Source organism: Microcoleus sp. MON1_C1 (assembly GCF_036701945.1).
GTDB lineage: Bacteria > Cyanobacteriota > Cyanobacteriia > Cyanobacteriales > Microcoleaceae > Microcoleus.
The window spans coordinates 97,177-123,442 of the sequence record NZ_JAUBRO010000009.1; the positions used below are offsets into that span (position 1 = coordinate 97,177).

At 45.6% G+C, this 26,266-nt stretch carries 22 protein-coding genes; 13 read left to right on the forward strand and 9 right to left on the reverse strand.

Translation table 11 applies throughout. From position 1 onward, the window contains the following. Positions 1–82: 82 nt before the first annotated feature. The 4 genes from QUA62_RS07230 to QUA62_RS07245 form a co-directional block, all read right to left on the reverse strand. Complete coding sequence (locus QUA62_RS07230; RefSeq protein WP_333403252.1) at positions 83–223, reverse strand: hypothetical protein; 141 nt, start codon at positions 221–223, stop codon at positions 83–85. Between the two features lie 52 nt (positions 224–275). Further along, a complete protein-coding gene (locus QUA62_RS07235; protein ID WP_333403253.1) occupies positions 276–1,076 on the reverse strand; it encodes a 4'-phosphopantetheinyl transferase superfamily protein in 801 nt (266 codons plus the stop codon). Between the two features lie 180 nt (positions 1,077–1,256). Beyond that, entirely contained in the window at positions 1,257–2,570 is a 1,314-nt protein-coding gene (locus tag QUA62_RS07240) for a dihydroorotase (RefSeq protein WP_333403254.1), read from the reverse strand. A gap of 441 nt (positions 2,571–3,011) precedes the next feature. After that, positions 3,012–4,373, reverse strand: coding sequence for a histidine phosphatase family protein (locus tag QUA62_RS07245; RefSeq protein WP_333403255.1), 1,362 nt, complete (start codon positions 4,371–4,373; stop codon positions 3,012–3,014). A 322-nt stretch (positions 4,374–4,695) separates the two neighbouring features. Here QUA62_RS07245 and QUA62_RS07250 point away from each other — a divergent pair, with 322 nt between their 5' ends. The 7 genes from QUA62_RS07250 (at position 4,696) to QUA62_RS07280 (ending at position 12,630) form a co-directional block, all read left to right on the forward strand. Continuing rightward, positions 4,696–6,288 carry a type II CAAX endopeptidase family protein gene (locus QUA62_RS07250; protein WP_333403256.1) on the forward strand — a complete coding sequence of 531 codons (1,593 nt, stop codon included), beginning with the start codon at positions 4,696–4,698 and terminating at the stop codon, positions 6,286–6,288. A gap of 352 nt (positions 6,289–6,640) precedes the next feature. Next, entirely contained in the window at positions 6,641–6,853 is a 213-nt protein-coding gene (locus tag QUA62_RS07255; protein WP_333403257.1) for a hypothetical protein, read from the forward strand. A gap of 95 nt (positions 6,854–6,948) precedes the next feature. Further along, positions 6,949–7,296 carry an NINE protein gene (locus tag QUA62_RS07260; protein WP_006633318.1) on the forward strand — a complete coding sequence of 116 codons (348 nt, stop codon included), beginning with the start codon at positions 6,949–6,951 and terminating at the stop codon, positions 7,294–7,296. 90 nt (positions 7,297–7,386) lie between these two features. Then, complete coding sequence (locus tag QUA62_RS07265; RefSeq protein WP_333403258.1) at positions 7,387–8,124, forward strand: helix-hairpin-helix domain-containing protein; 738 nt, start codon at positions 7,387–7,389, stop codon at positions 8,122–8,124. An 82-nt stretch (positions 8,125–8,206) separates the two neighbouring features. Beyond that, positions 8,207–8,449 carry a DUF29 domain-containing protein gene (locus QUA62_RS07270; protein ID WP_333403259.1) on the forward strand — a complete coding sequence of 81 codons (243 nt, stop codon included), beginning with the start codon at positions 8,207–8,209 and terminating at the stop codon, positions 8,447–8,449. A 291-nt stretch (positions 8,450–8,740) separates the two neighbouring features. Continuing rightward, positions 8,741–9,751: a chlorophyll synthase ChlG gene (gene chlG, locus QUA62_RS07275; protein WP_006633316.1), complete on the forward strand. Its 1,011-nt coding sequence runs from the start codon at positions 8,741–8,743 to the stop codon at positions 9,749–9,751. Positions 9,752–9,993: 242 nt separating this feature from the next. After that, positions 9,994–12,630 (forward strand): penicillin-binding protein 1A, encoded by a 2,637-nt coding sequence (locus QUA62_RS07280; RefSeq protein ID WP_333403260.1) that lies wholly within the window; start codon positions 9,994–9,996, stop codon positions 12,628–12,630. A gap of 23 nt (positions 12,631–12,653) precedes the next feature. On the opposite strand, the gene QUA62_RS07285 is transcribed toward QUA62_RS07280, so the two are convergent. The 3 genes from QUA62_RS07285 to QUA62_RS07295 all read right to left on the reverse strand — a co-directional run bounded on the left by QUA62_RS07285 (position 12,654) and on the right by QUA62_RS07295 (position 18,235). Beyond that, on the reverse strand, positions 12,654–14,003 hold the full coding sequence (locus QUA62_RS07285; protein WP_333403261.1) for a 16S rRNA (cytosine(967)-C(5))-methyltransferase: 1,350 nt from the start codon (positions 14,001–14,003) through the stop codon (positions 12,654–12,656). Between the two features lie 192 nt (positions 14,004–14,195). Continuing rightward, positions 14,196–14,912, reverse strand: a complete 717-nt coding sequence (locus QUA62_RS07290; RefSeq protein ID WP_333253895.1) for a Uma2 family endonuclease — start codon at positions 14,910–14,912, stop codon at positions 14,196–14,198. Positions 14,913–15,079: 167 nt separating this feature from the next. Then, entirely contained in the window at positions 15,080–18,235 is a 3,156-nt protein-coding gene (locus tag QUA62_RS07295) for a tetratricopeptide repeat protein (RefSeq protein WP_333403262.1), read from the reverse strand. Positions 18,236–18,623: 388 nt separating this feature from the next. On the opposite strand from QUA62_RS07295, the gene QUA62_RS07300 reads away from it, so the two are divergent. Next, entirely contained in the window at positions 18,624–18,830 is a 207-nt protein-coding gene (locus QUA62_RS07300; protein ID WP_333403263.1) for a hypothetical protein, read from the forward strand. 168 nt (positions 18,831–18,998) lie between these two features. After that, entirely contained in the window at positions 18,999–19,703 is a 705-nt protein-coding gene (locus tag QUA62_RS07305; RefSeq protein WP_333403264.1) for a hypothetical protein, read from the forward strand. 453 nt (positions 19,704–20,156) lie between these two features. On the opposite strand, the gene QUA62_RS07310 is transcribed toward QUA62_RS07305, so the two are convergent. Together QUA62_RS07310 and QUA62_RS07315 are read right to left on the reverse strand one after the other, a co-directional pair. Next, complete coding sequence (locus QUA62_RS07310) at positions 20,157–20,603, reverse strand: NADAR family protein (protein ID WP_333403265.1); 447 nt, start codon at positions 20,601–20,603, stop codon at positions 20,157–20,159. 48 nt (positions 20,604–20,651) lie between these two features. Further along, on the reverse strand, positions 20,652–21,365 hold the full coding sequence (locus QUA62_RS07315) for a hypothetical protein (protein ID WP_333403266.1): 714 nt from the start codon (positions 21,363–21,365) through the stop codon (positions 20,652–20,654). Between the two features lie 121 nt (positions 21,366–21,486). On the opposite strand from QUA62_RS07315, the gene QUA62_RS07320 reads away from it, so the two are divergent. The 4 genes from QUA62_RS07320 (at position 21,487) to QUA62_RS07335 (ending at position 26,038) form a co-directional block, all read left to right on the forward strand. Next, a complete protein-coding gene (locus tag QUA62_RS07320) occupies positions 21,487–22,566 on the forward strand; it encodes a dipeptide epimerase (RefSeq protein WP_333403267.1) in 1,080 nt (359 codons plus the stop codon). A 158-nt stretch (positions 22,567–22,724) separates the two neighbouring features. Then, the gene (locus QUA62_RS07325; protein WP_333403268.1) at positions 22,725–23,774 is read left to right on the forward strand and encodes a DUF1611 domain-containing protein; all 1,050 of its coding nucleotides are present in this window, start codon (positions 22,725–22,727) and stop codon (positions 23,772–23,774) included. Positions 23,775–24,003: 229 nt separating this feature from the next. Continuing rightward, the gene (locus QUA62_RS07330) at positions 24,004–24,447 is read left to right on the forward strand and encodes a hypothetical protein (protein ID WP_333403269.1); all 444 of its coding nucleotides are present in this window, start codon (positions 24,004–24,006) and stop codon (positions 24,445–24,447) included. 211 nt (positions 24,448–24,658) lie between these two features. Then, positions 24,659–26,038 carry an amidase gene (locus tag QUA62_RS07335; RefSeq protein WP_333403270.1) on the forward strand — a complete coding sequence of 460 codons (1,380 nt, stop codon included), beginning with the start codon at positions 24,659–24,661 and terminating at the stop codon, positions 26,036–26,038. Positions 26,039–26,266: the final 228 nt, after the last annotated feature.

Here is a 26,266-nt window from a genome sequence, read left to right on the forward strand (position 1 = left end):
GCAGCCGAATGGGACGTAAGGACACAACATTTTTGTGTCCTTATTTGTCTGTGTAGGTTGTGCAATGCAAGAGCTTGAAGGCTCAACCTGTAGACCTATTGTAGCGACCGCTGCCGTGATCTTTTACTCTTGGCGATCGGTATAAACTCACATCTTGCACCATTCTCAAGAACAGGCAAGATGCCTGTTCCACAAAGAGTGAATTTTCTTGTGGAACAGGCATCTTGCCTGTTCATAAAAAGCTTATGGAGAATGGTACAACATTTCAGCATAACTCAAAACTCCCCTGTCCACTCCCAACAATGAAGTTTCGAGGAATCTCCTGCAACCGCAACAGCCGCTACCATATCTGAACTGGGAATTAATTCAATTAAAGACCATCTCGATGCTTCTTCGGGGCTTTTTTCAAAATTTAACAGCGCTGCTGGTTCTCCTGGGACGAGGCTGACATCAAACTGATTCAGGGGAATTGAAAGTCCTTTGCCGACGGCTTTGATATAGGCTTCTTTGCGAGTCCAGCAGGTGAAAAAAGCGCGGGGTTGGAGATGTTCTGGGAGCGAACGCAACACAGTATTTTCTAAGGGTGAAAAAAACTTTTCTGCAATCTCCAGACAAGGAAAGTTGGGATTGATACCTTCAATATCGACACCAATATCTCGATTTTTGGTAATAGCAATTAGAGCCATGTTCCCTGAGTGAGACAAATTGAAACGGACGGTATTTCCCCCTTGCGCGGCGATGAGGAAGGGTTTGCCGTAGGGATTGTAGTCAAAGCGCAAAATGTGAGAATTTATGTTAAGATAGCGACTCAGAATCGCTCTCAGCGCGCCACGACTCACAATAAATTGCGATCGACCTTTTGCAAACCGAAAACCCTCAGCTTTTGTCCGCTCGTCGGTAGAGAGAGTCTGTTGTAAACTCTGCAAGCAAGATTCTGTTTGAGCTAGAGAGACTCGCCAAACATGAATTTCGCCCAGATCCAATGTCAAGTCTTGCGGTGGAGAATTCCACGAATCAAAAGCAGTAATCATGTATTTATAGCCTTTCTCAGTAACATGAGGTGCTCTGGCGGGCATAGGGCATAGGGCATAGGGCATCAGTTGCGATCGGTGTGTACCTCATTTTATTGAGAATTGCTATATCTTCTTTTCTGAGTCACCTCATCTAGCATTTGCAGAAACAGGTATCTTGCCTGTTCTACTTTTAGAAACAGGCAAGATGCCTGTTCTACAACAGATGAATTTCAATGGCAAGAATTAATAAATCCAGCTTTGTACAACTTTTCCCGCTAATTGCTGTCCCAACCAAGGCGTATTTGCCGATCGCGACTTCAGACTTGACCCGTCAACAGTCCAACTCATTTTCGGGTCGAACAAAATAAACTCAGCAGAGACTCCCCGTGCAACCATGGGGGGGGTTTGTCCGAGACAAACGGCAGGGCCGACGCTCAAAACTCGCCACAGTTCTAAAGCCGAAAATTCCCCTGTTTCTACCAGTCCGTGCCACAGTAAAGGCAAAGCTAATTCCAAGCCGATCGCCCCGGGCGGACTATCAGCAAAAGCCACAGTTTTCTCCTCATAAGTATGGGCGTTGTGGTCGATCGCGATCGCATCAATTACGCCATCTTTCACAGCTTGAATCAAGGCTAATTGGTCGCTGAGATTGCCCAACGGCGGTTCTAGGCGTAAATTCGGGTCGTAGGGCAACGAAGCAGTCAGAGCATTTTTCCCGCCGGAATCTTTAGAGTTTCCTGAAATTGCCCCGACATTCAACAGCAAGTGCATCCAAGTCACACTCGCAGTCACCGGCAAACCCCGCGCCTTGGCATCTCGAATCAATTCCACGCTGCGCGCCGTAGAAACGCGCATAATGTGCACCGGAGTGCCTGCAGATGCCACCAACTCCAGAATGGCAGCCAAAGACGCAGTTTCCGCACTCGCCGGAATTCCAGGCAAACCCAAGCGCACCGACATCGCACCCTCTCTCACCGCGCCATTTCCTGCCAAAGTTCGATCGCACGGCCACAAAGCCACAGATTTGCCCAAAGGCTTGATATACTCCAGCAAACGCCTCACCAGAGCGGGATTAGACAGCGCCAAACCGTCTGCAAAACCCACCACTGGACAGGAGGCCAGCTCGCCCAACTCGGCCATCTGCTGCCCTTTCACGCCCGCTGTCAGCGCTCCCCAAAAATACAAGCGGGGCAGCCCGGGCGACAAATTGCGGATATGTTGCTGCAACAAAGCTAAACCGGCCAAATTGTCAACAGGTGGCGAGGTATCCGGCAAAATCGCCACTCGCGTAAAACCCCCAGCCGCCGCAGCCTGCATCAAAGATTCGAGCGTTTCCCGCTCCTCAAAACCCGGTTCTCCGCTGTGACTGTAGATATCAGTTAACCCCGGCCCCAAAATCAGTCCCTGGCAATCCCGCACTTCCGTGTCAGCGGGAAACTCAGCAATTTTTTCCTCAACTGCTTTGATATCACCTTCAGCAATCAGAATATCAGCGATGCGATCGCTCCCTGAAACTGGATCTAGCACTCGTACATTTTGTAGCAGTTCGGGGCTCATAACTTAAGATTTAAATATATTGAAGAAGAAAGTTCGGCAACGGATTCTGTAATGGATGTAACGGATGGAAGATGGAACCGCGAAGACGCGAAGGACACGAAGGAAGAAGGAAGAAGGAAGAAGGAAGAAGGAAGAAGGAATAAAAGCAAGGGTTTTAGTAATTAAGAACGTCCTAACCATCTTGGCAGTTGCTATAAAAATTAAAACATTTTTCAGGTGGGTACTCGTAGCGGTGGGCACTGGTGTTAACTTAGGCCTAAAAGCTTGGATAAATTTCGCTTTGACACGAGTCTCGACCCCCCTAAATCCCCCTTAAAAAGGGGGACTTTGAGAAGGCTTCTTTTCCCCCCTTCTTAAGGGGGGCTAGGGGGGCTCGAAGGCCTAATCGTCAAACAGCAGACGGGTACTACATCTACGGGTTCGCGCCCAGCACTTTACTAATTACAGTGCTCCTGCGGCTGTTTGGTCAAAAACGCCGCCACTCAAATGAGTTGTCACATTCATCGCCTGCAATACCGGCAAACCATCGGGGCCGTGGGGATAATCAATCACGCTAACGGCTCCGTTTCCTTGTTTGAATTTCCAGAAATGTTCGGGTTCTAAACCGAATAGGTGGCAGAGAATAGCTTTGTTAATGGCGTCGTGAGCAACGACAATCCCAGTACCAGAAACAGATTGTACTATTTCTCGCCAAGCTGCGATCGCCCGAGTCCAAACGTGCTGCAAATTCTCTCCTTCGGGCATTTGCACTGTTTCAGGAGATGTTTTCCATTCCTGTAGCAAACCCGGATAGGATTCTTCTATTTCTGATTCAAACTTTCCTTCCCAAAGTCCGTGGCTGATTTCTCTTAGCTCATCGCGGAGTTCCAGTTGCAAACCGCCGTGATATTTGAGAATAATTTCTGCAGTTTCTTTCGGGCGCAGCATCGAACTGCTGATCGCAAAATCTAATTTTACATCCTTGAGAAATTCTGCTGCTCGCCTGGATTGTTCGCGGCCGTTATCGTTGAGAGGCACGTCAATCTGCCCCTGAAATTTACCTGCTTTATTCCAGTCGGTTTCGCCGTGACGCACCAGCAACAAGCGCGGGCCTTGGTGTCCGTCCCTCGGTTTGGGGAAAATTTCCCCGGTATGGGAAGTTAAATTCACCGACTCTAATTGAACTGCAACTTTCTTTTTTGGCTCTCCTGCTTCGTCCTTACTCACAGGGGAAGTTCCAAAATTAATGATGCTAATTCCGCAATTTGACTGTTGAATTGATTGGTAGTAATCCGGGGTAATTTCCGACGCGGTGGCGATGAGAGCCCGGTTGATTCCGTTGTGACCTATTACTAGAATTGTGCCGTCTTGGTGGCGCGATAAAAGTTCTTGCCAAAAGTGTCGGGCGTTAGCAAAAATTGCCAATACGGGAAAGTGTTCGATTTCTCCGTCAGCAGATGGCAGTTTCATGGAAAATTTGTCTGGCTGTTTTTGCCACTGCTGATATGCTTCGGGGAATTTGTCGATCGCATCTTGGCGCAGCATTCCTTCCCACAGAGGCAAATCGATTTCCATCAAATTATCAGTTGGCTGGAGTGGTGGCGGATTTGTCAAGCGCGACAGGATGATTTCCGCTGTTTCTTTGGCTCGTTGCAGGGGACTGGTATAGGCGGCATCAAAGGCGATACTGCTGAGTGTGTCGCCTACTTGCAGGGCGGTGTTGCGGCCTGCTTCTGTCAAAATCGATTTATCCAGGCGGCCTTGGATGCGGCGTTCTTGATTGTAGGTACTTTTGCCGTGACGGACTAAGATAATGCGAGTCATTCGATTTTAGATTTTAGATTTTAGATTTTAGATTTAGCCTGCTACCCCGCTGCGGTTGCGCCGTGCGGATATTACCTCATACATCGCGGGTGTTTATGCCGCACTACTCGTGTAGGGTGCGCCATAAGCACCGTTGGGCTAAGGTGTGAACCTTATGTATACATGGCGGAGCGAGGATTTGTGGCGTAAGTCTTGTTGAGGCGAGTCAAAAAGATGAGCCAGTGAAATTTTACCAGTTGTCGGGATACTCTCGTCTGCAACAACCTATGATTAAAGACGGAAAAGATTTAGCCACGGATTCGCGCGGGACGGAAAAGCAGGAATGACACTGAAGCGGGTTATTTTAGGTATTTTAACGGCGATCGCGATCGCCATGGTCGGTTTATCTTTACTTGCTAGTTGGAATCAGCCGCAAATTCAAAGTCGGCTGGAACTCTACCAGACAAATTTGCTGCTGCACGCCTCGGAGTGGCAAGGAGAAAATAATCAAAGTGCTAATTTAAGTTCGGCGCGCAACAATATTGTCGGTGCAGATCCTTTAAATACGGCTTTGACACAATATCGAGAAGCGCGAGACTCGACTCGCAAAACTCTCGAAACAACTCAATCACAATTTAAAGTAATTGAGTCTGCCATCGCCTCCAAGTCGGCTGATAATACTCTGAATTTGGCTCAAAACAAGGCTTTGTCAGAGTCTATCGATCAACAGTCAGTGGTGCTAAACGAACTTGACTTGCGCTTGGGAATTTTGCAGGCAAGCAGTGGCAAAACTGAGGCGGCTCTCCAAACTTGGACAAATTTAGTTGAGCGCTACAAAACTCAAATAGATTACGATTCTTCGGTGGTAACTGCTCAAGTTTTAACTGGAATTTGGAGCAATCCGGCTCAACTGCTGCCGGATGCCGAGCCGCGCATTCAAAAGTCTTTGGATGGCTGGTTTCGCTATCGCGCTCTAGCTCAACTTTACAAGCTGCAAGAACGTTCTAAAGAGCTGGCGGCGCTGCAAGCAGCAGAGCAAGTAATGGCTGAGCAAGCTGTAGAAAAGTTGGCAATTATAGTTGGCGTTCCGGCGATCGCACTTTGTATTGGCACGGTTTTGCTGGTTGGTTTGACCGTGCAGTGGTTGTTGCAGCGGAAGCAGTTAGATACAGCAGGTTCCGGCCCGGTGTTGGCGCGAAATGCGAGCTTGACTTGGGATGTGCCTTGGGACGGCGAGATTGTTTGGCAGGTGCTTGTGGTCGGCTTTTTCTTTGTCGGGCAAATCTTGATTCCCTATTTGTTGCTGCCTGTTTCTCTGGCTGTTTTAAAACTCAATCCTGCTAGTTTTGACCCCCGCGGCAAGGCTTTTTATATCTTTGCTACTTATTTGTTGCTGTCGGGTGGGGGGCTTTCGGTACTGTATTTTTCGGTCAAGTCTTTTTTGCCTTTGCCTGAAGGTTGGTTTCGGATTAATTGGCGGGGAAGTTGGTTTTTGTGGGGATTTGGCGGCTATTTTGTTGCTTTGCCTTTGGTAGTTTTGGTGTCGCTGATCAATCAGCAATTTTGGCAGGGACAAGGTGGCAGTAATCCGATTTTGCCGATCGTTCTTGAAGGTAGGGACAACGTGGCTTTGGTGGTGTTTTTCGGCACTGCTGCGATCGCCGCTCCGGTTTTTGAGGAAATCGTGTTTCGAGGCTTTCTGCTGCCTTCTCTGACTCGCTATTTGCCTGTTTGGGGGGCGATCGCAGCTTCTGCTTTCTTGTTTGCGGTGGCTCACTTGAGTGTCTCTGAGATTCTGCCTTTGGCGACTTTGGGTGCGGTTTTGGGGTTTGTGTATACGCGATCGCGCAATCTCCTTGCTCCTATGCTTCTCCACAGTCTTTGGAACAGCGGTACTCTCCTGAGTCTGTTTCTTTTGGGCGGCGGCGCGAGTTAATTTGGGCGGTTGTTAATAATTGTGAATTAATCGGTTTTTTTTGAGAGCGATCGTCAGGGCGATCGACTCTTGCCAAAAACAGCACTAGGGTGTTCGGTGCGCCCCTTATATCTAGCCCGGTAAAATAACCCGAATTCCTATAGGGGCGGGTTCACCCTAATCTGTAATATCAGCAACAGATCCAGATCTGCCCGCCCGGGCCCCTCACTTTAGCGGAAAAATAGGGTTTAACATGGAAGTAATATCTTGTCGGCTGATGATTGAGAAACTGACCCGGGCGATCGCACCAAGGGGAAGTTGACAATCCGGCTAATTTATAGCTAAATTTTAATTTAGGATGAGGCTTAAACCCATGAGCAATTTGAACAGCCACAAGTTAGAGGGAACGCCGAGTTGGATGCGTTTCGCACCCTACGCAGCCTTAGGTCTTTTAATATTTTCTTTCAATTCAGGCAGCGAACTCAATTATTTCTTGAGAGGCTACTTGGTGATTCTACAGGCTCAAGTCGGTATAGTTCTGGTGTATTTTGCGATGTCTAAGTTTCGCAAAAACCCACATAAATGAGTAAAAATTAGTAAGATTACTTGGCTAGCTCGTTAAATGTCGAGAGTTAAAGGTCGATCGCGAAAGTTAAAATAAAAAAACTGGGGAAAGTAAAAATGGTAAAAGATAAAAGCGTAGCAGTTGTGTTAGCTTTCTTTGTTGGAGGTTTCGGAGTTCACAAATTTTATTTGGGCAATAACTTAGCAGGGGTATTATACTTGCTATTTTCTTGGACATTAATTCCGTCAGTGATCGCATTTTTCGATTTTATCGGTCTGCTGCTGATGTCGGAACAAGCTTTTCAGGTACAGTACAATGGCGGAACTTTGCCATCTGGGTATGCCCTCAGAGCCGCAAAAGATGTTACTGGGGCGATCGGCGAATTGAAAAAACTTTACGATATGGGCGCAATTACGGCCGAAGAATATGAAGAAAAACGCCAAAAACTGTTGCGAGAATTGTAATTAAGAAGGAAGAAGGAAGAAGGAAGAAGGAAGAAGGAAGAAGGAAGAAGAAAGCCCACTATTAAAAAAGTGGGAGTGACATAAGAAAGTGTGAGAACACAACTATTTAAGGATAAAATTAAAGTGTCTCAAGATTTATACTGGCTGCGTCAAACTCCCAACTGGGTGTGGTATGCTTTTATTCCCTACTTCGGCGGATTGGCGATCGCCTATGCAGGCCAAAAGTCAAATATTCGTAGTTGGATGGGATGGGGTGTTGCAATTACTTTAGCAGCACTAGCGGTATCTTCTTCAACTAATTTGGGTACGATCGTGTGGATTGCTCAAATTGTTACTGCTTTTAGTTTGAAAAAGCGCTATCTGATCAAAACCGCACCCAGAGGTATACTGGTTCCTGCAAATGCGACGAATGCCGAAGAACTAGCAAACGTGCGCGGCAAAATAGATATTAACGAGTGTACCAAAGACGATATGGTCAGAATCTTGGGTTTGCCGATCGTCTACGCCAACGATATTGAATCTTTGCAAAACGAAGGCTACATTTTTACCCACGCCGAAGAGTTATCAGAAATAGCCGGAGTTCCCGAAAGCCACGTCAGACGCATCGCCCCGATGATTTGCTTCAGCTACAATTATCAAAAAGAATTGCAGTTTACTTGGAAACGGTTAAACATTCTTTCGCCGGAAGAGTTGATCGCCAGCGGTTTAGATCGGACTGTGGCGGAAAAAATAGTTAGAGAAAGGCAGAGAAAAGGCGCTTACAAATCAGTTGTCGAAGTCAAGCGGCGGACAGGACTGCCTTTTGATTCCTATCGCCATATTTGTTAATTTGCAGTTGTTAGTACGAACAAATTATGACAAAAAAATTAGAAGTTGACCGAGAAGAAGTGTATGATACAGATTACCTCCGATGGGCGGTAGTTGGAAAGGCAGCATTGTCGAATATCGCAGACGCATTCGCAAAGCTTTGAAAGATTCCCCCAGTCTCAAACCCTATCTTGAAGAGGTGTTGGCTGAATGCTATGCGGATGCAGCAGAACAAGCAACTGCTGAAACTGGATTGCTTGTAGAGACGTTTCCGCAAATATGTATCTACACTTCTGTCGAGGTTCTAGATTCTGATTTTCTGCCAGATGAGATGATTCAAGGGTAGCAGGGCAAAAAACTCGAGCGCCTCCTGGTAATTGACATTAAATGCACGGGCTGGCAAAAATCTCCCCCAGAAGGCGGGCTCAGCGAAATTATAAAAAAAGTATTTATCCTCTTGACATTTTCACAAAAAAATGATATTTCAGTATATTGTGAAACTCCTACTTTTCCCTAGCATCAACTCCAAGCCCGGGTAAGTTTTCAAGAATCTACCTTAAATATCAGTGGTAAGCTATCTGAATTATTATTGAAATGCAAAACGACACAATAGTAGCAGTACCGCTAACATCAAATTATGTCTGACTCTCCTCCATCCCAAATCTCCCCAGAAGCTGCACCGGAAAGTGCTGCTACCGAAAACCGCAGTGCCAAAACTAGGCAACTGTTGGGCATGAAAGGGGCCGCTAGCGGGGAAACTTCTATCTGGAAGATTCGCTTGCAATTGATGAAACCGATTACCTGGATTCCCTTAATTTGGGGCGTGGTGTGCGGGGCTGCGTCTTCTGGAAACTATGTTTGGAATCTAGAGAATTTCTTGATCGCAGCAGCTTGTATGTTGATGTCAGGGCCGTTGCTGGCCGGGTACACTCAAACTTTGAACGATTTTTACGATCGCGACATCGACGCCATTAACGAGCCCTACCGTCCAATTCCCTCCGGTATCATCTCGATTCCCCAAGTAGTAACGCAAATTTTGGTATTATTAGCCGCTGGGATTGGGGTGGCTTATGCTCTAGACTTGTGGGCGGGTCATGAATTCCCGATAATGACTGTTTTGACTCTCGGCGGCGCGTTTCTAGCTTATATCTACTCTGCGCCCCCGCTGAAACTCAAGCAGAATGGCTGGTTGGGAAATTATGCCCTGGGTGCTAGTTACATTGCCCTGCCTTGGTGGGCTGGTCAAGCTTTGTTTGGTACACTAGATCCCACAATTATGATTTTGACCCTGTTTTACAGTTTGGCAGGGCTGGGAATTGCGATCGTCAATGATTTCAAAAGTGTCGAAGGCGATCGGCAATTAGGGTTAAAATCTTTGCCAGTGATGTTTGGCATCAGCACAGCAGCTTGGATTTGCGTGTTAATGATCGACATCTTTCAAGCTGGGATTGCAGGCTACCTGATCAGCATCCACCAAAACCTTTACGCTGTCATTCTGCTGCTGCTGATAATTCCCCAAATTACTTTTCAGGATATGTACTTTTTGCGTAATCCCCTGGAAAATGATGTTAAATATCAGGCAAGTGCTCAGCCTTTCCTGGTTTTGGGTATGCTGGTAGCAGCCTTGGCACTGGGTCATGCGAGTTAAGCAGAGTTTTGAGGTTTGAGTTAAAAAATTTTGAATTCAAAAAATCTAATTCACTTCTCAAAAAAATACCAAGCTCTGCAGCGTTGTTAAGAAAAGTTTTGAATTTTGAGTGGTGAATTAAAAATTTTTTAATTCAAAAAACCTAATTCAAGGCAGCGTGTTATTCAAGAAAAAATGTCGAATTAAAAATTAAGAATTTAAGAAAGCTACCTTTTTTAATTTTTAATTTTTAATCGGACTTGATGAGGTTTGAAGGTCTGAACGTGGCAGAATTTTTCTCAAATATCAAAGATACATTGAGCAAAGTCACTAACGCAATAAGCGGTAATTCCGATCGAGAACCGCCGAAGGCTGCGAAGGGTAATAAGCTCAACTCGCCGGAATCGGAGGCGGAATTTTCTACACGGACAAGGGATGAGCGAGCGGAGTATGTGGTATCAGAAGATGCTGCACCTCTAGAAGAGTCAGAATATTTAGACTCAGAATATTTGGAGTCAGAATATTCTGACTCAGAATATTTAGAGCCAGAATACGCTCGATATCCAATAGTCAAGCGCGATTGGGAAGGGTTGAAGCGCTTAATCGCTTGGTTGGAAATTGAACCTCAAGTTACTAGCTTGCAAACCAAGGGAAAAGAATTGCTGCGGCCGGGATTAAGTTTGGGGGGAACTAAATCACCCCAAAAATCCGATCGTAGCAAATTGCCGGAAAAGAGGGCATCGCAGAACACCGAACTGCAGAGACATACGGAACTACAGGAAATTAGCGCACCCCAGGAAATTAGCGCACCGCAGGAAATTAGCACACCGCAGGAAAATAGCGCACCGCAGGAAAATACTAAAAAACGGATCTCCCGCCGCCCTAGATTTTGGATAAGTTTAGGTGTTGTCAGTATAGGCGGGGGCGCTTTAATCTACGGTTTATGGATTTTGTACGCCTTAGACAAAGGTTTGCCGGATGTTAACGATTTGTCAGCCTTTAACCGCGACGGAACGCTGACAATTAAGGCAGCAGATAATACGATTTTGTTGCAGTCGGGGCCTGCAACTAGAGATAAACTGAAACTTAAAGAAATTCCCGAACAGTTGGTTAAAGCTTTTATTGCCATAGAAGACCGCCGTTTTTACAAACATCGCGGGGTGGATTATCAAGGTATTGTGCGCTCCATTGTTTCTAATTTGATAGAAAGAGATGTAGTGCAGGGTGGCAGTACAATTACGCAACAATTGGCTCGCGTTGTTTTTCTTAATCAGGAAAGAAGTATTAGGCGGAAAGTCCGGGAAGCTCTTTTAGCTCAGAAAATAGAGCGAGAGTTGAGTAAAGACCAAGTTTTAGAACGGTATTTAAATCTGGTTTATTTGGGTTCGGATGCTTACGGGGTGGCAGATGCGGCTTGGGTTTTCTTTAGCAAAACAGTCGATAAATTAACTTTGGCAGAGATGGCAACTTTGGCGGGTTTGCCGCCGGCACCGAGCGAATATTCGCCTTTGGTTAATCCGGATATTGCTAAAAAACGCCGCAATCTTGTGCTGCAACAAATGCAGGAAGCGAAGGTAATTACAGAGGCTGAGGCGAAGCAGGCGATGGCGCAACCTATTGCGGTTAAACCAAGTGCGCCGAAGCGATTTAAAGTAGTCGCGCCTTATTTTGCTAGTTACATTCGGAAGGAATTGCCGCGCTATGTTTCTCAGGATGCTTTGGAAGCTGGCGGTTTGACTGTTGAGACGACGGTGGATTTGAAGTGGCAGAAAATAGCGGAACAGGTTGTTAAAAATGCGATCGAAGTTGATGGCAGCCGTCAGGGTTTTGAACAGGCCGCTTTAGTTTCTATGGACACTAAGACTGGGGAAGTTAAAGCCCTGGTAGGAGGTGGAAATTTTAAGGAAAGTCAATTTAATCGCGCTACGCAGGCTTTGCGGCAGCCAGGATCGACGTTTAAAGGGTTGGTTTATGCCGCGGCGATGGCGGCTGGTTTTTCTCCCTATGACGGTTACGAAGACGAACCAATTATTATCGACGGCTATCAACCGAATAATTATGGCAAAAAATTTAGCGGTTGGCGATCGATGTCTGATGCTTTGACACGTTCGGTGAATGTCGTAGCTGTGAAGGTGTTGATGGATGTGGGCTTTGAACCAGCGATCAAATTAGCCCACGATATGGGAATTAAGTCGAAATTGAGTCCGATTTATTCGCTGGCTTTGGGTTCTTCGGAGGTAAACTTGCTGGAGTTAACCAATGCTTACGGTACTTTAGCCTCGCAAGGGAATTTTATTGAAGCCCACGGAATTAAGCGGGTGATTAATCAGCGGGGAGATGTGATTTATCAGGCTAAATTTAAACCGAAGCGGGTTTTGGATAAGGATAGTGCTGCGATTACTACTTGGATGTTGGAGGGCGTTGTGCAAGACGGTACGGGGGGGCCTGCTGCTTTAAACGATCGCGCTGTAGCAGGCAAAACTGGTACTTCGGAAAACGTGCGGGATTTGTGGTTTATTGGTTACATTCCGCAGGTGGTGACTGGCGTTTGGTTGGGGAATGATGACAATTATCCCACCTGGGGAACTAGCGGTACGGCGGCCTACAATTGGCGCGATTTTATGAGTCAAGCTGTTAAGGGAATGCCGGTTGAGAAGTTTCCGAAGTTGCCGGAGTTGGAGGGCCGCAAAGGCAGTATTAAGGCAAAACCGGTGGAGCCTAAGAGGATTATTCGGGGGATGATTGTGAATGAGGATGGTGCGATCGTACCTTACAATCCTAATCCTGAACCGAAGTATTACCCACCGCAAGAGCCTGCTTATCAAGAGCCTGCTTATCAAGAACCTGCTTATCAAGAGCCTGCTTATGAAGAACCTGCTTATCAAGAACCGGGATATTAAACTATCGGTTTGGAGTAAGGACTTTACTGCTTTTTCAAGTGCTTTAGCCTCACCATAAAAAAGCCGTCCATGTGATGTCTGTGCGGCCAAACTTTCACCCATCCTTCGGGTGATGGCTGTACGGGTAAATCAATTGTTGGCGGTTCGATTTGCCAGTGAGGATTGCTGTCTAAGAACGATCGAATAACTGTTTCATTTTCCAAGGGATGAATTGTGCAAGTTGCATAAACTAATACGCCGCCGGACTTGACAAATGTCGCTGCATTTGCTAGCAATTCCGATTGCAGTTGAGATTGTTGTTGAATGTTTTCGGGCGTGTGATGCCAGCGGGCGTCGGCGCGGCGGTGGAGGGTTCCGAGGCCAGAACAAGGTGCGTCTAGTAAAACTCTGTCTGCAAGGTTAACAAACTCTGGGAAATGGCGGCTGTCTCCGGTATGAATTTTAATGGATTTCATCTGAAGTCTGTCTGCATTTTCTTTAAGTTTTTTGAGTCTGCTGGCGGTTTTGTCGCAGGCATAAATAGTGCCTTCATCCTGCATTAATTCGGCGCTGTGGGTGGTTTTTCCCCCCGGTGCGGCGCAGGCGTCGATGATTGTTTCCCCGGGCTGGGGCCCTAGTAAATGGGTGACTAATTGAGCGCTGCTGTCTTGGATTGTCCACCAACCTTCGCTGTATCCGGGGAGGTTTTGAATTGCGCCGATGCTGCCATTTAGTCTTAATGCTTGTGGCAAGTTGGGGATTCTGCTAGTTGATATGTTGTGGGTTTTGAAGGCAGCTTCGATTTGAGCGATCGAGCTTTTTAAAGGATTGATTCTCAGGTGGATTGTGGGAGATTGGTTGAACCATTCACAGAGTTGTTCGGTTTCGGTTTCGCCTATTTGTTCGAGCCACAATTTTACCAGCCATTCGGGGAAGCTGTGCAAAATTCCTAGGCGTTCAACGGTTGATTTATAATTAGTAACCGTTAATGGGTTTAAGTCGTTATCTGTTAAACGGATGTATTGGCGCAACAAACCGTTGACAAAACTGCTGAGTCCTGAAAATCCGTTTTCTTTTGCTAGTTGAACGGTGGTGTTGACGGCGGCGGAGGGGGGAATCTGGTTGAGATATTCGAGTTGATATAACCCTAAATGTAAGATGGTGCGGAGTTCGGGGGGTTGTTGGGAGGATTTTTTTGTTGCTAGTTTGTCGATGATGAAGTCGATCGATCGCATTCTCCTGACGCTACCGTAAACTAATTCTGTGACTAAACGCCGATCGAGGTCGTTGAGTTGAGAATTGCTGAAAGCGCGATCGAGTGCGGCATCTGCGAATGCACCGCGGCGGTGGACTTCGCGGAGTGCGAGAAATGCTATTTGGCGGGGATTTTGCATGGGGAATTGTTGATATGTCAAGTTATTATAGGTTGTTTGAGGATTGAAAATAAAAAATAGAAATCACGGCGATTGAAATCGCATCTATACAAACAAAGATAAGACGGCGATTGAAATCGCGCCTATACAAACGATATCCGCCTCTGCGGACGGAAGAAAATAACCCGGTTTTAACCGCCCGGTCTTTTTTGTTCAAATTTCGTCCGGATTGATGCCCATTTCTCGCAATTTCTCGGATAGGCGATCGGCTTTTTGCTGTGCTAACTCTTTATCTTGCCGTTCTTGTTCCATTTGTTGCTGTGTTAGTTCCATTTGTCGCTGTGCTGATTCCTGTTGTCTTGACAACTCCACATAAGACAAAAACTTCTGTCCATCAGGCCGATAAATTTCCAAGTCTCCCGATGCAGTTTGAAAACGGATCTGCAAACGCGGACTCACCCAACCATCCATTAATTCAATATAGTTGAGTTTTCCATCAGAACGCAGCCAACCAATTAATTCATTATCCTCTGGACTGTAGACATAATATTCTTCGACTCCATAATCCTGGTAGAAATTAAACAGCTTAAACAGTGCTCCGATTCGATTTCCCGGCGAGAGGATTTCAAAGACAACTTGCGGGGCGATATTATCTTCAAGCCACTGTTGGTAGGAACCTCTGTAACCTTTCGGTCTGCCAAACACTACCATCGTATCAGGTGCTTGGCGAGTTTTGTTATCGCCTTCGACGGGATACCACAGCAAATCACCTGCTACAAAGACATTTTCGTTGTCTTTGTATAAGGCATCTATTCCGCCTTGAATGGTGACAATTAGTTCAAACTGTTTGGTATTGTCAGACATGGGTTTGCCGTCGCTGTCTGGGTAGATGATTTCTGCTGAGGTTTTAGTTGGAATTGTTGCGGTCATGGGGATGAGTCCTTTGCTAGTATCATCAATTTCTATTTTATACCTATTTTATAGGACTTACTCACGGGGCCCAGAAACCGGGTTTTTTTACGAAAAGACTTCGTTCGTACTCGAAGATTAGGTAAAAACCCCGGTTTCTTTTTGGGAGTGCGTAAGTCCTGTTTTACTTATTCGGGTTTGGTTGACACCAATGGTTCTAATAAATTGCGTTCTTCTATGGGGAGTTCTAGCAAAACTCGTCTGTCGCCCTTTGTTTCCTTATAGCGGACTGCCGCATTCAGCAGGCGGATGGGAATTTTGAATTCTTCGTAGTTGCTGGTTGGTTCTTGCCACAATTCTAACCAAGTGCGGGCGGCTTTGTCGCTGACCATTTCTGACATGAGCGCGGGGATGTTTCGCACAATTCCCTGTCCTAAGATTGAGAGATATTGGTGTTTTTTGTAAACTGCAATCAGGGTGGTGATGCGAGTCTGACATATCGCTTTATCGTGCGTGATCGCGAATAGGTTGTTGATAATTAACTTGGCATCATCTGCCTCAGCTTCATCGCCTGGTTCAAAGCGTTGGAATGCGTCGTCTAAGGCGGCGATGCCTTCATCCCAGCGATTCAATCCGAGAATGGCAATGGCACGGTTGAAGAAGACAGATGAAGATTGATCACCAAGTTCGATCGCTTTGTCGCAAGATATTAAAGCTTCTTCATAGCGGCCGAGATTATCCAGCGTCCAGCCTCGGCTAAACCAAGCCCACTCATAATTGCTGTCAAGTTCGATCGCCCTCTCGTAAGATACTAAGGCTTCTTCATAGCGTTTGAGGTTGTCGAGTACATCGCCTCGGTTAGCCCAAGCCCACTGATAATTGGCATCAAGTTCGATCGCCCTCTCGTAAGATACTAAGGCTTCTTCATAACGTTTGAGTGTATCGAGTAAAAGACCTCGAAGAAACCAAACCAACTGATAATTGGCATCAAGTTCGATAGCCCGATCAAAGGATTCTAAGGCTTCATCATAGCGTTTGAGGTTGTTGAGTACATGGCCTCGATCAGCCCAAGCCCAGTGATAATTGGCATCAAGCTCGATCGCCCGATCATAAGATACTAAGGCTTCTTCATAGCGTTTGAGTTTGTTGAGTACATGGCCTCGCCAACTCCAACCTAACTTATAATTGGCATCAAGTTCGATCGCCCGATCGTAAGATACTAAGGCTTTTTCATAGCGTTTGAGGCCGTCGAGTACATGACCTCGCTGAACCCAATCGCACTTATCATTGGGGTCAAGTTCGATAGCCCTATCAAAGGATTCTAAGGCTTCATCATAGCGTTTGAGGTTTTTGAGTACATTGCCTCGTACAGCCCAAGCCCAGTGATAATTGGCATCAAGTGCGATCGCCCTATCCAACGATACTAAGGCTTCTTCATAACGTTTGAGTGTGTCGAGTACATCGCCTCGCTTAGCCCAAGCCCACTGATAATTGGCATCAAGTTCGAGCGCCCTATCAAAGGATTCTAAGGCTTCTTCATAGAGTTCGAGGTTGTTGAGTACATCGCCTCGCTTAGCCCAAGCCCACTGATAATTGGGATCAAGTTCGAGCGCCCGAGCGTAAGATACTAAGGCTTCTTCATAGCGTTTGAGGTTGTCGAGTACATCGCCTCGCCACTCCCAAGCTAACTTATCATTGTCGTCAAGTGTGATCGCCTTATCGTAAAATACTAAAGCTTCTTCATAGCGCTTAAGACTGTTAAATACATTAGCTTCATAAGCCCAAGCCCTCGCATAATTGCAGTCAATTTCAATAGCTTTGTCTAAACATTCCAAAGCTTCATCGTAACGCTCCAGCCTATTTAAGCAACGTCCCTTTTCCGACCAATCCCTTGCCTCGCCGCGACTTGCTACCAATTTTTCCGCATATTCTAAAGCCGAAACATAGTCTTTCTGTTCAATACAATTTCCAATTTCATCAAAATAAGCTTTCAAACGCGGGTCTTCCTCATTTCTCTCAATAGCCTCAAGCGCCCGCGTATAATATTCTCGTTCCATCACAGCATCAGGTGGAATCGGTTTCAAACCTTGCCGATACATAAAATGACTTTCTTTCTCCGCCAAATCAACATCCGCCATCCTCAATCCCAATCGTTGCTGCAATTCTTTCCGCGTATACCAAACCCGAATAAAATCTACAATTAATCGAATCGGTTGATTGCGCTGCTTCTTTACCTCCAGACAAAAACGCATCAATGGTTCCCGCAATTCATACCACGATTCCCGTCCTATTTCCTCAGTTTTGACATAACCCTTATCTCGCAAATCTTTAAGTTGGCTAGATACAGTTCGCTGCTCAATAAAACAGCGTTTAGCAATTTCTTTGACTGGTGTGGCACCACCTTGATCGCACAAAAAGTCAACAATCTTTCGCTGCTGATTTGATAGATATTTCATCCGATCCTGATAGTAGGGCGTCAGGCTATCCAGCATTTCCATGAACGGTTCTACCAATTTATCTAGCGATTCAGGAGTCATCAGAAAAGCAGAAAAAACAATGTAGACGCGAGGACTGCCACCAGAAAGGTAATGCACAACTTTAATGCGATCGCGCCCTGTTGGACTTTGAATAAAAGATGCTAATTCACTATTCCCTTCTAACTTGGCAATATGATTTAATAAAGCTACAGCATCATCGAGCTTAAACTCATCTAATTCATGTAAATGAAAAAAAGCATAAAAAGGATTATTAGAGAGCTTGACTCCATCAAACAAGCTTTGTGATGTTGCCAAAATTGTCAAAAATGAATAAGTTTGAATATACGCCCTCAACTGCTTCTGCCCGAAAACCCCCAAGCCGCTAAACACGTCCTCTAAATTTTCGACAATCAACAACAGCACCCGCTTGCCAACAAAGTCTCTCAGCAATTCTGCGGCCTTAAATTCAGCTTGCTCCGGCGACAAATCATAAAGCTTTTCAACATCATCATGTAACTCAGCTTCATATGCAGCCGAATATTCTTTAGCAATTGCCCGGAGTATTCCCCGCAATAAATCCAAAAAAGATGCAATCCCCCATTCCTCTTCCTGCAGCCACGCAATTAGCAATTTATCCCGCAAATCTTCCATCTTACCAACGCGATGATAAATCAGGGAAACCAAGTGCGTTTTGCCAATGCCGCGCGGCCCTATTAGTAGTTGAAAATGCTTGTTATCTGTTAGGGCGCTCACCCGAATTAGCTCTACTAAATGTTCTGCCAGTGCGTGACGCTGTACTAAGATAGCTTCCAGGGTTTCTGGGGCCATCAAGCTAGGAGTAAATCGAGAGATAAATGTATTTTTCATAATATCTATTGAGTTTAACTGGTTCCCCGGCTGTGCCTGGGAACCTATATCTAGAGGCTGTGCCTCGTCGGTTGCGGAGGAAAACAGGAGGCACAGCCTCCGGATCGGCGTCCCCAGGCAGAGCCGGGAAGGAGAAAATGCTTGTTAGACAAGGCTTTTAGTTGTTATACGTCTAATTTACCATAGGTATAAAAAACATACGTTAAATATGTTGTTTGTTTTTAAAAACCAACAATGTTATGCTTAAGAAGCAAACAAGCAAACAAGCGCCCCTAGCTTTTACTAGAGACGCTTTCGATCGCTTGTTTTTTTCAGAGCGACTGGCTGCCACCAGAAACGCTCGTCAAGTTCCCATTTTTACGGTCTTTGTACAGACCTAGGAGTTTATATGTCTGATTTTAGCACCAAGCAAGTCATTCTGGTTTCTACGGCTCCAACTGATTCGGCAACACCGCCTGAAACTGGAGGTTTCATGCCCTTACTGATGAACGGAGGAGTTGCAGTAGCCGTGATTTTTGCAATGGCTTACTTTTCCCGAACTTTGCTCAACTCGATTACTGAGTTGACCAAAACCCTGAACAAAAAACGCCAATAATCACGCGTTTCCTGGTTCCCCGGCTCTGCCTCGCCAGTCTTAGACTAGGGGGAGGCAGAGCCTCCAAATCTACGTCCCCAGGCTGAGCCGGCGAACAAGAAAAAATCTGAAAAATATTCCTTAAGACTTGTTACAATACACAAAACTTCATACTTTCCCCAACACTGGATGACCTTTTTCAACGCCTCCGAACCCCTAATCCGCTGCAAACAGGAACATCTCGACGTACAAGACCGCGAAGGCCTGTTGCAACTCCGCTGGCAAATTGGAAATATTACTCTTTTCTCAGGATTTTATACCCGCATCGACCAAACTTTTCTGCTTTGGGGTTTGGTGACAGCGGGGATTTTTTTTACGGCTCAGTTTTTCCCGATCAGTTGGAGCTTTCAGGCGATTCTGTGGTCAACTTTGACTCTAATTGGCACTGCGGCAATGGCCATTTTGACTTTGTTTTGGGTAAGAGTCGAGCGAGTTAGCTGGATTCTTTACTGTTGGGCGATTTTGATGATAACTGGTTTGGTTCTGACCGATTGCAGTATTTTTGCCGGTTGGGGAGGTGTGTTGCTGCACCTTTGCGATTTGTGGTTGGGGTTGAGCGCGATCGGCTATTTGTTGACGGGACTCGGTTTGCGATCGCGCACTTTTCTCCTGATTGGACTAACTCATTTATTTAGCATCCCTCTATTAACTTTTGTTGCACCTTGGCAATATCTAACCACAGGAATAATTATGACTGGCTGTTTGTTGTTATTGTCCGAATTGCAGTGGGATATGCGATCGCCGATCGACAATACTTTGCTAAGCGCAGAACAGAAAGAATTTAACAGAATTCAACAGCAACTGCGACAGAGTGGCGCGATTGTATCCGAATAAATCGCAAATGTAAAGAATTCTGTACAATAGCTAACACTTTCCATAAATCGTACACAATAGAAAGATACAGCATCAATAAAAAACCAACTTTAACCAGAACAGGAGTTTTGCTATTTGACCTGTGAATCGCCAACCTAAGGAGAACGGTGTCCGGGAGGCGACTGGCGAACAAATGCTGTACTTGCGACGATAAAAGTTAATTCGGGTTGACAGTAGTGGTTGAAATCAAAATGTGGTGCAGGGTTTTTACCGTTTCCCCTGCTTTGCAGTCTTCTCGGAGAGGCTAAACCCTCTACCAGAACAGCCTGAGGAGATTGGCACAAAATTCGACAGTTGGTCAGGCGGATTTTTGAGTCAGCGTGTTTAATAAAATTGGGAAAATGCTCGCTTAGAGCTTTGCAGGACTTACTATTAAATAAGTCCTGCTTTATGATGGGAAATTTAAATTATCTTTTACTCAGACGTGCCTTTTCGCAATATCTCCCTTACTTCCATTAAAATCTGTCCCAACATATTTTTGCCGCTGCCATCTTTACCGCAACCCCAATAGTAATCACTAGGAGAATTTTCGACTATTTCCTCCTCGCCAGTAGCTAGTAAAATTTCTCTAATTTCGGGATGAGTTTCAAATTTGCGGAGTACGGCTTTTCTCATGATATCATCTTTTACTTCTTCCCAATCTTTGCGGAGGGGACGAGAGCGATCGCGCCCCATTTTTGCTGCATCTTTCGGCGTTTTTGCTTGGCGAATTTGGTCGCAATGAGCCGTTTTGGGAAACTTTTGTGCTTGAAAATAATGTTCGGTAGTTGCCCAATATTCTCCGTCTAACTCGAATCCCTGACTGGAAAAATTAGAAAAACAGCCGTATTCGCTGCCAGTGGTGTAGAAGTAGATAGGCATAAAGTCTGCGACCTCAATTTCGTTAAGAATCTTGGTTTATCGTCAGTTTTACCTCTGTGGATTATCCACTATCTTCAACCGCAAATCAATAGTTTCAAGATGGGAACCGATGTAAGACAGCAGGGCGTAGATAAATACGATCACCCCTACCATTTCCAAAATTTCTTCAACAGAAGCCATCAAACCGTAGATCAAGTTTCGCTGACCTACCGCATCTGCATAATAGCCGCAAACCATTTCCATGCCAAGTGCTCCACCGACATATATACTGCCTGCCAGTAAAAAGAAATCCCTGGTTTTCCGGGGTAGGTGCCGGAGAAACTTGAGATAAGCCAGCCCAGTAACTACAACAAAAATCGCCCCCGGAATTACCCAAATGAAGTAAAAAAGTCCCCCTAAATCCAGTGCCTTTCGCAAGTCGTTAATAATTAATATTTCGTGCAAACTCAAGATTTCATCTAAAGAAAAAAATACAAAGATGAACCCCAGCGCTTTCCAGTGTCCAAAATACCGATCGCCCTGCTTCTTCTTAGCAGTAGCAATAATACCTAGCAAAATCGCGCAAAACAGCAAAGTAAATGACGAGTACCACGAAGGATAATTTATTTCTCTGTCTAAGTTAAACAAACTAATCCAACGTTGTTGATAGTTAAAACCGTAGCGCAGAACTTGTACGATGCAACCAGCAATAGCAAAGAAGAGCACCCAAATGCTGAGAGAGAAAGCAACTCTCTTCGGCGAAACAGAAATCAGGAATTTCATCAAGTTTTTGATAAACTAGAACAAGCAAAATCAAACTATAAAGTAAAAAGTTAGAAATCGCAAGAGCGGCGCAATCCGCCACCTCGGGTTTTTCTCTACAAAAAATCACCAATCACTGACAATGCACGTTCAAATTGAAACTTTCACTGTCCGCAAGCGGTTTGCCCTTACCATCAGCCGCGGTACAACAGCCCAAAGTACCAATTTATGGGTAAAATTAGCACACGAAGGAATCGAAGGCTGGGGAGAAGCTTCGCCGTTTTCCACAGGTTCTCGGCCCCAAACTACTGAAATTCTGCTAGCCGCATTGCAGGAAGTGGCACCGCTGCTAGAAAAGTTTACTCCGTTCGATCGCCAAAAAATCGAACAAGTATTAACAGAGGTCAACTTACCCTCAGCCGCCCGCGCCGGCATCGACATGGCAATGCACGACTGGCTGGGCAAAAAAGCAGGCTTGCCGCTGTGGAAAATGTGGGGATTAGATCGATCGCGCATCGTCCCCACCTCCGTCACAATCGGCATTAATTCCCCCTCTGGTGCAAGAGAAAGAGTGCGCGATTGGTTTGGTAAAGATGCCACAGATCCAGCAAGCATCAAATACCGCGCCGTCAAGGTCAAATTAGGCAATCCCGCAGGAATCGAAGCCGACAAAGCTATGTTAATAGCAGTGCTTGACGAAGCACCAGTTAACCTTAAAATTAGTGTTGATGCTAACGGCGGTTGGAGTTTAAAAGATGCTGCCGAGATGTGTCACTGGCTAGAAAAATATAAGATAAATTATGTCGAACAGCCGCTTTCACCCGTCGCCGATATGGAGGAATTCTCAGAACTGTACCGTCAATCGCCGCTGCCAATTTTTGCTGATGAAAGTTGCTTTAATAGTTCCGATATACCCAAGTTAGCGCACTGCGTCCACGGCATCAATATCAAAATGATGAAGTCAGGCGGATTGACCGAAGCAATGCGGATGATTCACACAGCAAAAGCCTGTAATTTGCAAGTAATGTTCGGCTGCTATTCAGATAGCGCGATCGCAAATACAGCAGCAGCACAACTTTCCCCCCTAGCTGACTATTTGGATTTGGACAGTCACTTAAATTTATTAGACGATCCTTTCACCGGTGCGATCGTCGAAAATGGGTGTTTGCTGCCAAACGGGCGATCGGGATTGGGAGTGCGGGGAATTGAGATTGGAGAATAGAAGTAAGTAGGTTGGCGCAAATAAACTTTACCATGTAACAGAATATCAAGCTATCATAACCTTTGCAATTGTTTTCCTTCGGCTCGCGAAAGCTACAGATTCACTCACTGCCTCCCGGGCTGATGTATTTTCAAGTTTCATTTACTTACAATAAACCAATGACTAAAAACTATCCCATCAAAAATGGCAAAGTTGCTATATTGTTCCACGAGGGTATTCTCGGCCGTTCCGGCAAAACAGGTTTAGCCTTTTTGCGCTACAGCGAAGCACAAATTGTAGCAGTAATAGACCGCCAATGTGTAGGACAATCTTTACCTGAATTAACTGGCATTCCTCAACAGGTACCGATAGTTGCTTCCGTTGCAGAAGCACTGCAATTGGGGCCGGATATTCTGCTAATTGGTATCGCTCCTTCCGGCGGTGTTTTGCCTGCGGAATGGCTGCCCGAAATTAATCAAGCGGTAGCAGCAGGTTTGTCAGTTGTCAACGGTTTGCACGCGAAACTTGCACCTTTGATAACAGTTCCCTTAAGCGAAAATCAATGGATTTGGGACGTGCGTCAGGAACCGAAATCTGTGGGTGCGATCGCCTCTGCTGCTGCTGCTAAATTAAGTTGTCGCCGCGTGTTAACTGTCGGCACCGATATGAGCATTGGCAAAATGTCAACCAGTCTGGAACTCAATCGCACTTGCTTGCGGCGGGGTTTGCGTTCCAAATTTTTGGCAACCGGACAAACGGGTTTAATGATCGGAAATGAAGGCATTCCTTTGGATGCCGTGCGAGTTGATTTCGCCGCTGGTGCTGTCGAACAAATGGTGATTAAATTGGGTTCTGAATGCGATATTCTGCACGTAGAAGGGCAAGGTTCGTTATTGCATCCGGGTTCGACGGCGACTCTGCCGCTGTTGCGGGGTTCCCAGCCAACTCACTTAATTTTAGCCCACAGAGCCGGACAAACTAGCATTCGCAATCACCCGCACGTATCGATTCCCAGGTTATCAAAAGTGGTCGAATTGTACGAAATGTTAGCTGCTGCTGCGGGTGCTTTTTCAGGGGGAAAAGTGAGCGCGATCGCCCTCAACACTCATCACTTAAATGAGGCAGATGCGCTGTTAGCAATAGCTGAAGTTCAAGCAGAAACGGGATTGCCTTGTACCGATGCGGTAAGGTTTGGTGCGGAGGTGTTGTTGGAGGCGATCGACAGTTGATATGCTACAAGAAATTACAACTAGCAAATCGCTACAGAAAACTATTACACAAAGCATTCAAGCAAAAACACTGACTCTGCTAGATGTCGAAACAAAATTTAATTTTCAACTTTGTGAAGACGAGCAATTCTTCCGGGAGTAGATTGACGATTTACCGGAAATTAGCAATGACAAAAAGCGAGCGCTCGACAACGTAAAAGCAGGTTATATCAACAGTGTCAAGTACGCGATGCTGGAAGATACCGTAAAAATGGTGGTACTGGCTCCCTTGCTATTTTTAGCAGATTTCTACTTGACTCCCTTTCACATAGAGGCAGAAAAATCAGTAGAACTGACTATTGAAGATGAAGATACAATTGTCAAGGGTAGCATCGATGTCCTGCTATTGCTGAAATCTTTTTGGGTAGTTGCGATCGAAGCAAAACTCTCTCAATATTCCGTTGAAGCTGGGCTTCCTCAGTTACTATTTTATATGCTAAATGACCCCAGCCCCGAACCAGTAACATTTGGGCTTCTGACGAATGATAGCAGCTTTCGATTTATCAAAATGACCAAACGAGACACACCGCAGTATGCCGTCTCTAAACTTTTCGATATTGCGAATCCCGGAAATGAACTTTACGAAGTTTTTCGCATTTTGAAGCGGCTAGCTGGTATAATTTCTAGTGATTGAAGTTATACTTAAATGCACCCTCGGGAACTCGACCCGGAAAATAAGAATAAATTTACTAAGTAGGTAAGCGGGATTAAACCGAGCTATGTAACAATATGTCAACAGGGCTAACTGAGCCACGCTTAGCGCATTGGGATACTTTACAATCCTTAACATAATTGTGTTTTACAGCGCCTACCTACTTAGGTATTGATAACAAGAGTTAATTATAATGAATGATTTAGTTTATTTAACTGCTCATCAATTAGCAAAAGCAATCCGCGTTCGTCAAGTCTCTTCAACAGAAGTAATAGAAGCTTATTTGAGTCAGATTGCTCAATACAACCCAGCACTAAATGCGATTGTGACTCTGGATGCGGAAAATGCGCTCGCGCAGTCGAAAGTGGCAGATCGAGCATTAGCTCAAGGAGAAAATTGGGGGCCCTTACATGGAGTACCCGTAACTATCAAAGACACCCTCGAAACCAAAGGATTAGGCACAACCAGCAGTTATCAACCCTTAGCTAATTATGTCCCAAAGCAAGATGCTACCGTCGTCGCTCGACTGCGTGCTGCTGGAGCAATTATTTTGGGCAAGACGAATACACCACAACTAGCTGGTAACTTTCAGACCAACAGTCCTCTGTTTGGTAGAACAAACAACCCTTGGAACCATGAATATACGCCAGGCGGCAGCACTGGGGGTGGAGCGAGTGCTATAGCTGCGGGGTTATCCCCTCTTGAACTTGGTAGTGATATTGGTGGGTCAATCCGCGTTCCCTCTCACTTCTGTGGCATTTTCGGCTTGAAACCAAGCCAGAATCGCGTCTCAACATTTGGACATATTCCAGAATTACCAGGAACACCTAAAACTATCCACCACTTACAAACAATAGGGCCTCTTGCCCGCTCTGTAGAAGACTTGCGATTGTGCCTGTCACTGATTCAAGATCCAGACCCCCGCCAGCCAGAAGTAATACCGATATCCAAACAAGTTAACCCAGCAACCACGCTACAATCGTACCGCTACGCTTGGACAGAAGGTTTTGGTGAGATTCCAGCCACAGCTCAAACCAAAGCTGCTCTAGAGAAATTAGCATCATCCCTGACAGATATAGGATGCTGTGTAGAGCAACTGAACGAGCCGCCAAATTTTGATAGCAATGCGGTACGTGATACTTACCTCAATATTTATAAATTTGAATTGGGTTTATCCGGGCCACACCTGACGCAGATTCAACGGCAACAACGATATGTCACCGCCCTCATTGAGCGCGATATTCTGATTGCTAATATCGAAAGTTTCTTATCTAATTGGGATGTTTGGCTGTGTCCAGTGGTGCCAGTGCCTGCTTTCACCCACCGTCAGCCAGGAGAACCCATTGAGGTGGATGGTCGCGAGTTCTCTTATTGGACAACAATAGGTGCTTACGTAACAATTTTCAATTTAACTGGCAACCCTGCCGTAGTGCTGCCCTTTACCCAGTCAAAAGAAGGACTACCCATCGGCGTGCAAGTGGTGGGACGGCGTGGAAGCGATCTGAAACTGCTAGAGATTGCGGAAAAGTTAACTCAAGTAACTGGTTTTTTTCAACGCCCGCCTGGGTATTAGAAATGTCATTTGTCATTGGTGTCGGGCATCTGACTGCGGGAGCAATGACCAAGAGCCATCGGCGTTGTCCCAGCCCATAAAGATTACTCTGTACCCTACGGTATAGCTTGAAAAAAGCCTGACGGTAGTTAAGTAGGTAAGCGCGATTAAACCGAGCTATGTAACAATATGTCAACAGGGCTAACTTAGCCACGCTTAGGGCATTTGGATACTTTACAATCCTTAACA

What these genes read in the sequence shown, in the direction of transcription:
- QUA62_RS07230 (WP_333403252.1), bottom strand. Translation starts at nt 223, where the DNA reads ATGCCTGTTCCACAAGAAAATTCACTCTTTGTGGAACAGGCATCTTGC.
- QUA62_RS07235 (WP_333403253.1), bottom strand. Translation starts at nt 1,076, where the DNA reads ATGCCCGCCAGAGCACCTCATGTTACTGAGAAAGGCTATAAATACATG.
- QUA62_RS07240 (WP_333403254.1), bottom strand. Translation starts at nt 2,570, where the DNA reads ATGAGCCCCGAACTGCTACAAAATGTACGAGTGCTAGATCCAGTTTCA.
- QUA62_RS07245 (WP_333403255.1), bottom strand. Translation starts at nt 4,373, where the DNA reads ATGACTCGCATTATCTTAGTCCGTCACGGCAAAAGTACCTACAATCAA.
- QUA62_RS07250 (WP_333403256.1), top strand. Translation starts at nt 4,696, where the DNA reads ATGACACTGAAGCGGGTTATTTTAGGTATTTTAACGGCGATCGCGATC.
- QUA62_RS07255 (WP_333403257.1), top strand. Translation starts at nt 6,641, where the DNA reads ATGAGCAATTTGAACAGCCACAAGTTAGAGGGAACGCCGAGTTGGATG.
- QUA62_RS07260 (WP_006633318.1), top strand. Translation starts at nt 6,949, where the DNA reads ATGGTAAAAGATAAAAGCGTAGCAGTTGTGTTAGCTTTCTTTGTTGGA.
- QUA62_RS07270 (WP_333403259.1), top strand. Translation starts at nt 8,207, where the DNA reads ATGGGCGGTAGTTGGAAAGGCAGCATTGTCGAATATCGCAGACGCATT.
- chlG (WP_006633316.1), top strand. Translation starts at nt 8,741, where the DNA reads ATGTCTGACTCTCCTCCATCCCAAATCTCCCCAGAAGCTGCACCGGAA.
- QUA62_RS07280 (WP_333403260.1), top strand. Translation starts at nt 9,994, where the DNA reads ATGAGGTTTGAAGGTCTGAACGTGGCAGAATTTTTCTCAAATATCAAA.
- QUA62_RS07285 (WP_333403261.1), bottom strand. Translation starts at nt 14,003, where the DNA reads ATGCAAAATCCCCGCCAAATAGCATTTCTCGCACTCCGCGAAGTCCAC.
- QUA62_RS07290 (WP_333253895.1), bottom strand. Translation starts at nt 14,912, where the DNA reads ATGACCGCAACAATTCCAACTAAAACCTCAGCAGAAATCATCTACCCA.
- QUA62_RS07295 (WP_333403262.1), bottom strand. Translation starts at nt 18,235, where the DNA reads ATGAAAAATACATTTATCTCTCGATTTACTCCTAGCTTGATGGCCCCA.
- QUA62_RS07300 (WP_333403263.1), top strand. Translation starts at nt 18,624, where the DNA reads ATGTCTGATTTTAGCACCAAGCAAGTCATTCTGGTTTCTACGGCTCCA.
- QUA62_RS07305 (WP_333403264.1), top strand. Translation starts at nt 18,999, where the DNA reads ATGACCTTTTTCAACGCCTCCGAACCCCTAATCCGCTGCAAACAGGAA.
- QUA62_RS07310 (WP_333403265.1), bottom strand. Translation starts at nt 20,603, where the DNA reads ATGCCTATCTACTTCTACACCACTGGCAGCGAATACGGCTGTTTTTCT.
- QUA62_RS07315 (WP_333403266.1), bottom strand. Translation starts at nt 21,365, where the DNA reads ATGAAATTCCTGATTTCTGTTTCGCCGAAGAGAGTTGCTTTCTCTCTC.
- QUA62_RS07320 (WP_333403267.1), top strand. Translation starts at nt 21,487, where the DNA reads ATGCACGTTCAAATTGAAACTTTCACTGTCCGCAAGCGGTTTGCCCTT.
- QUA62_RS07325 (WP_333403268.1), top strand. Translation starts at nt 22,725, where the DNA reads ATGACTAAAAACTATCCCATCAAAAATGGCAAAGTTGCTATATTGTTC.
- QUA62_RS07330 (WP_333403269.1), top strand. Translation starts at nt 24,004, where the DNA reads ATGCTGGAAGATACCGTAAAAATGGTGGTACTGGCTCCCTTGCTATTT.
- QUA62_RS07335 (WP_333403270.1), top strand. Translation starts at nt 24,659, where the DNA reads ATGAATGATTTAGTTTATTTAACTGCTCATCAATTAGCAAAAGCAATC.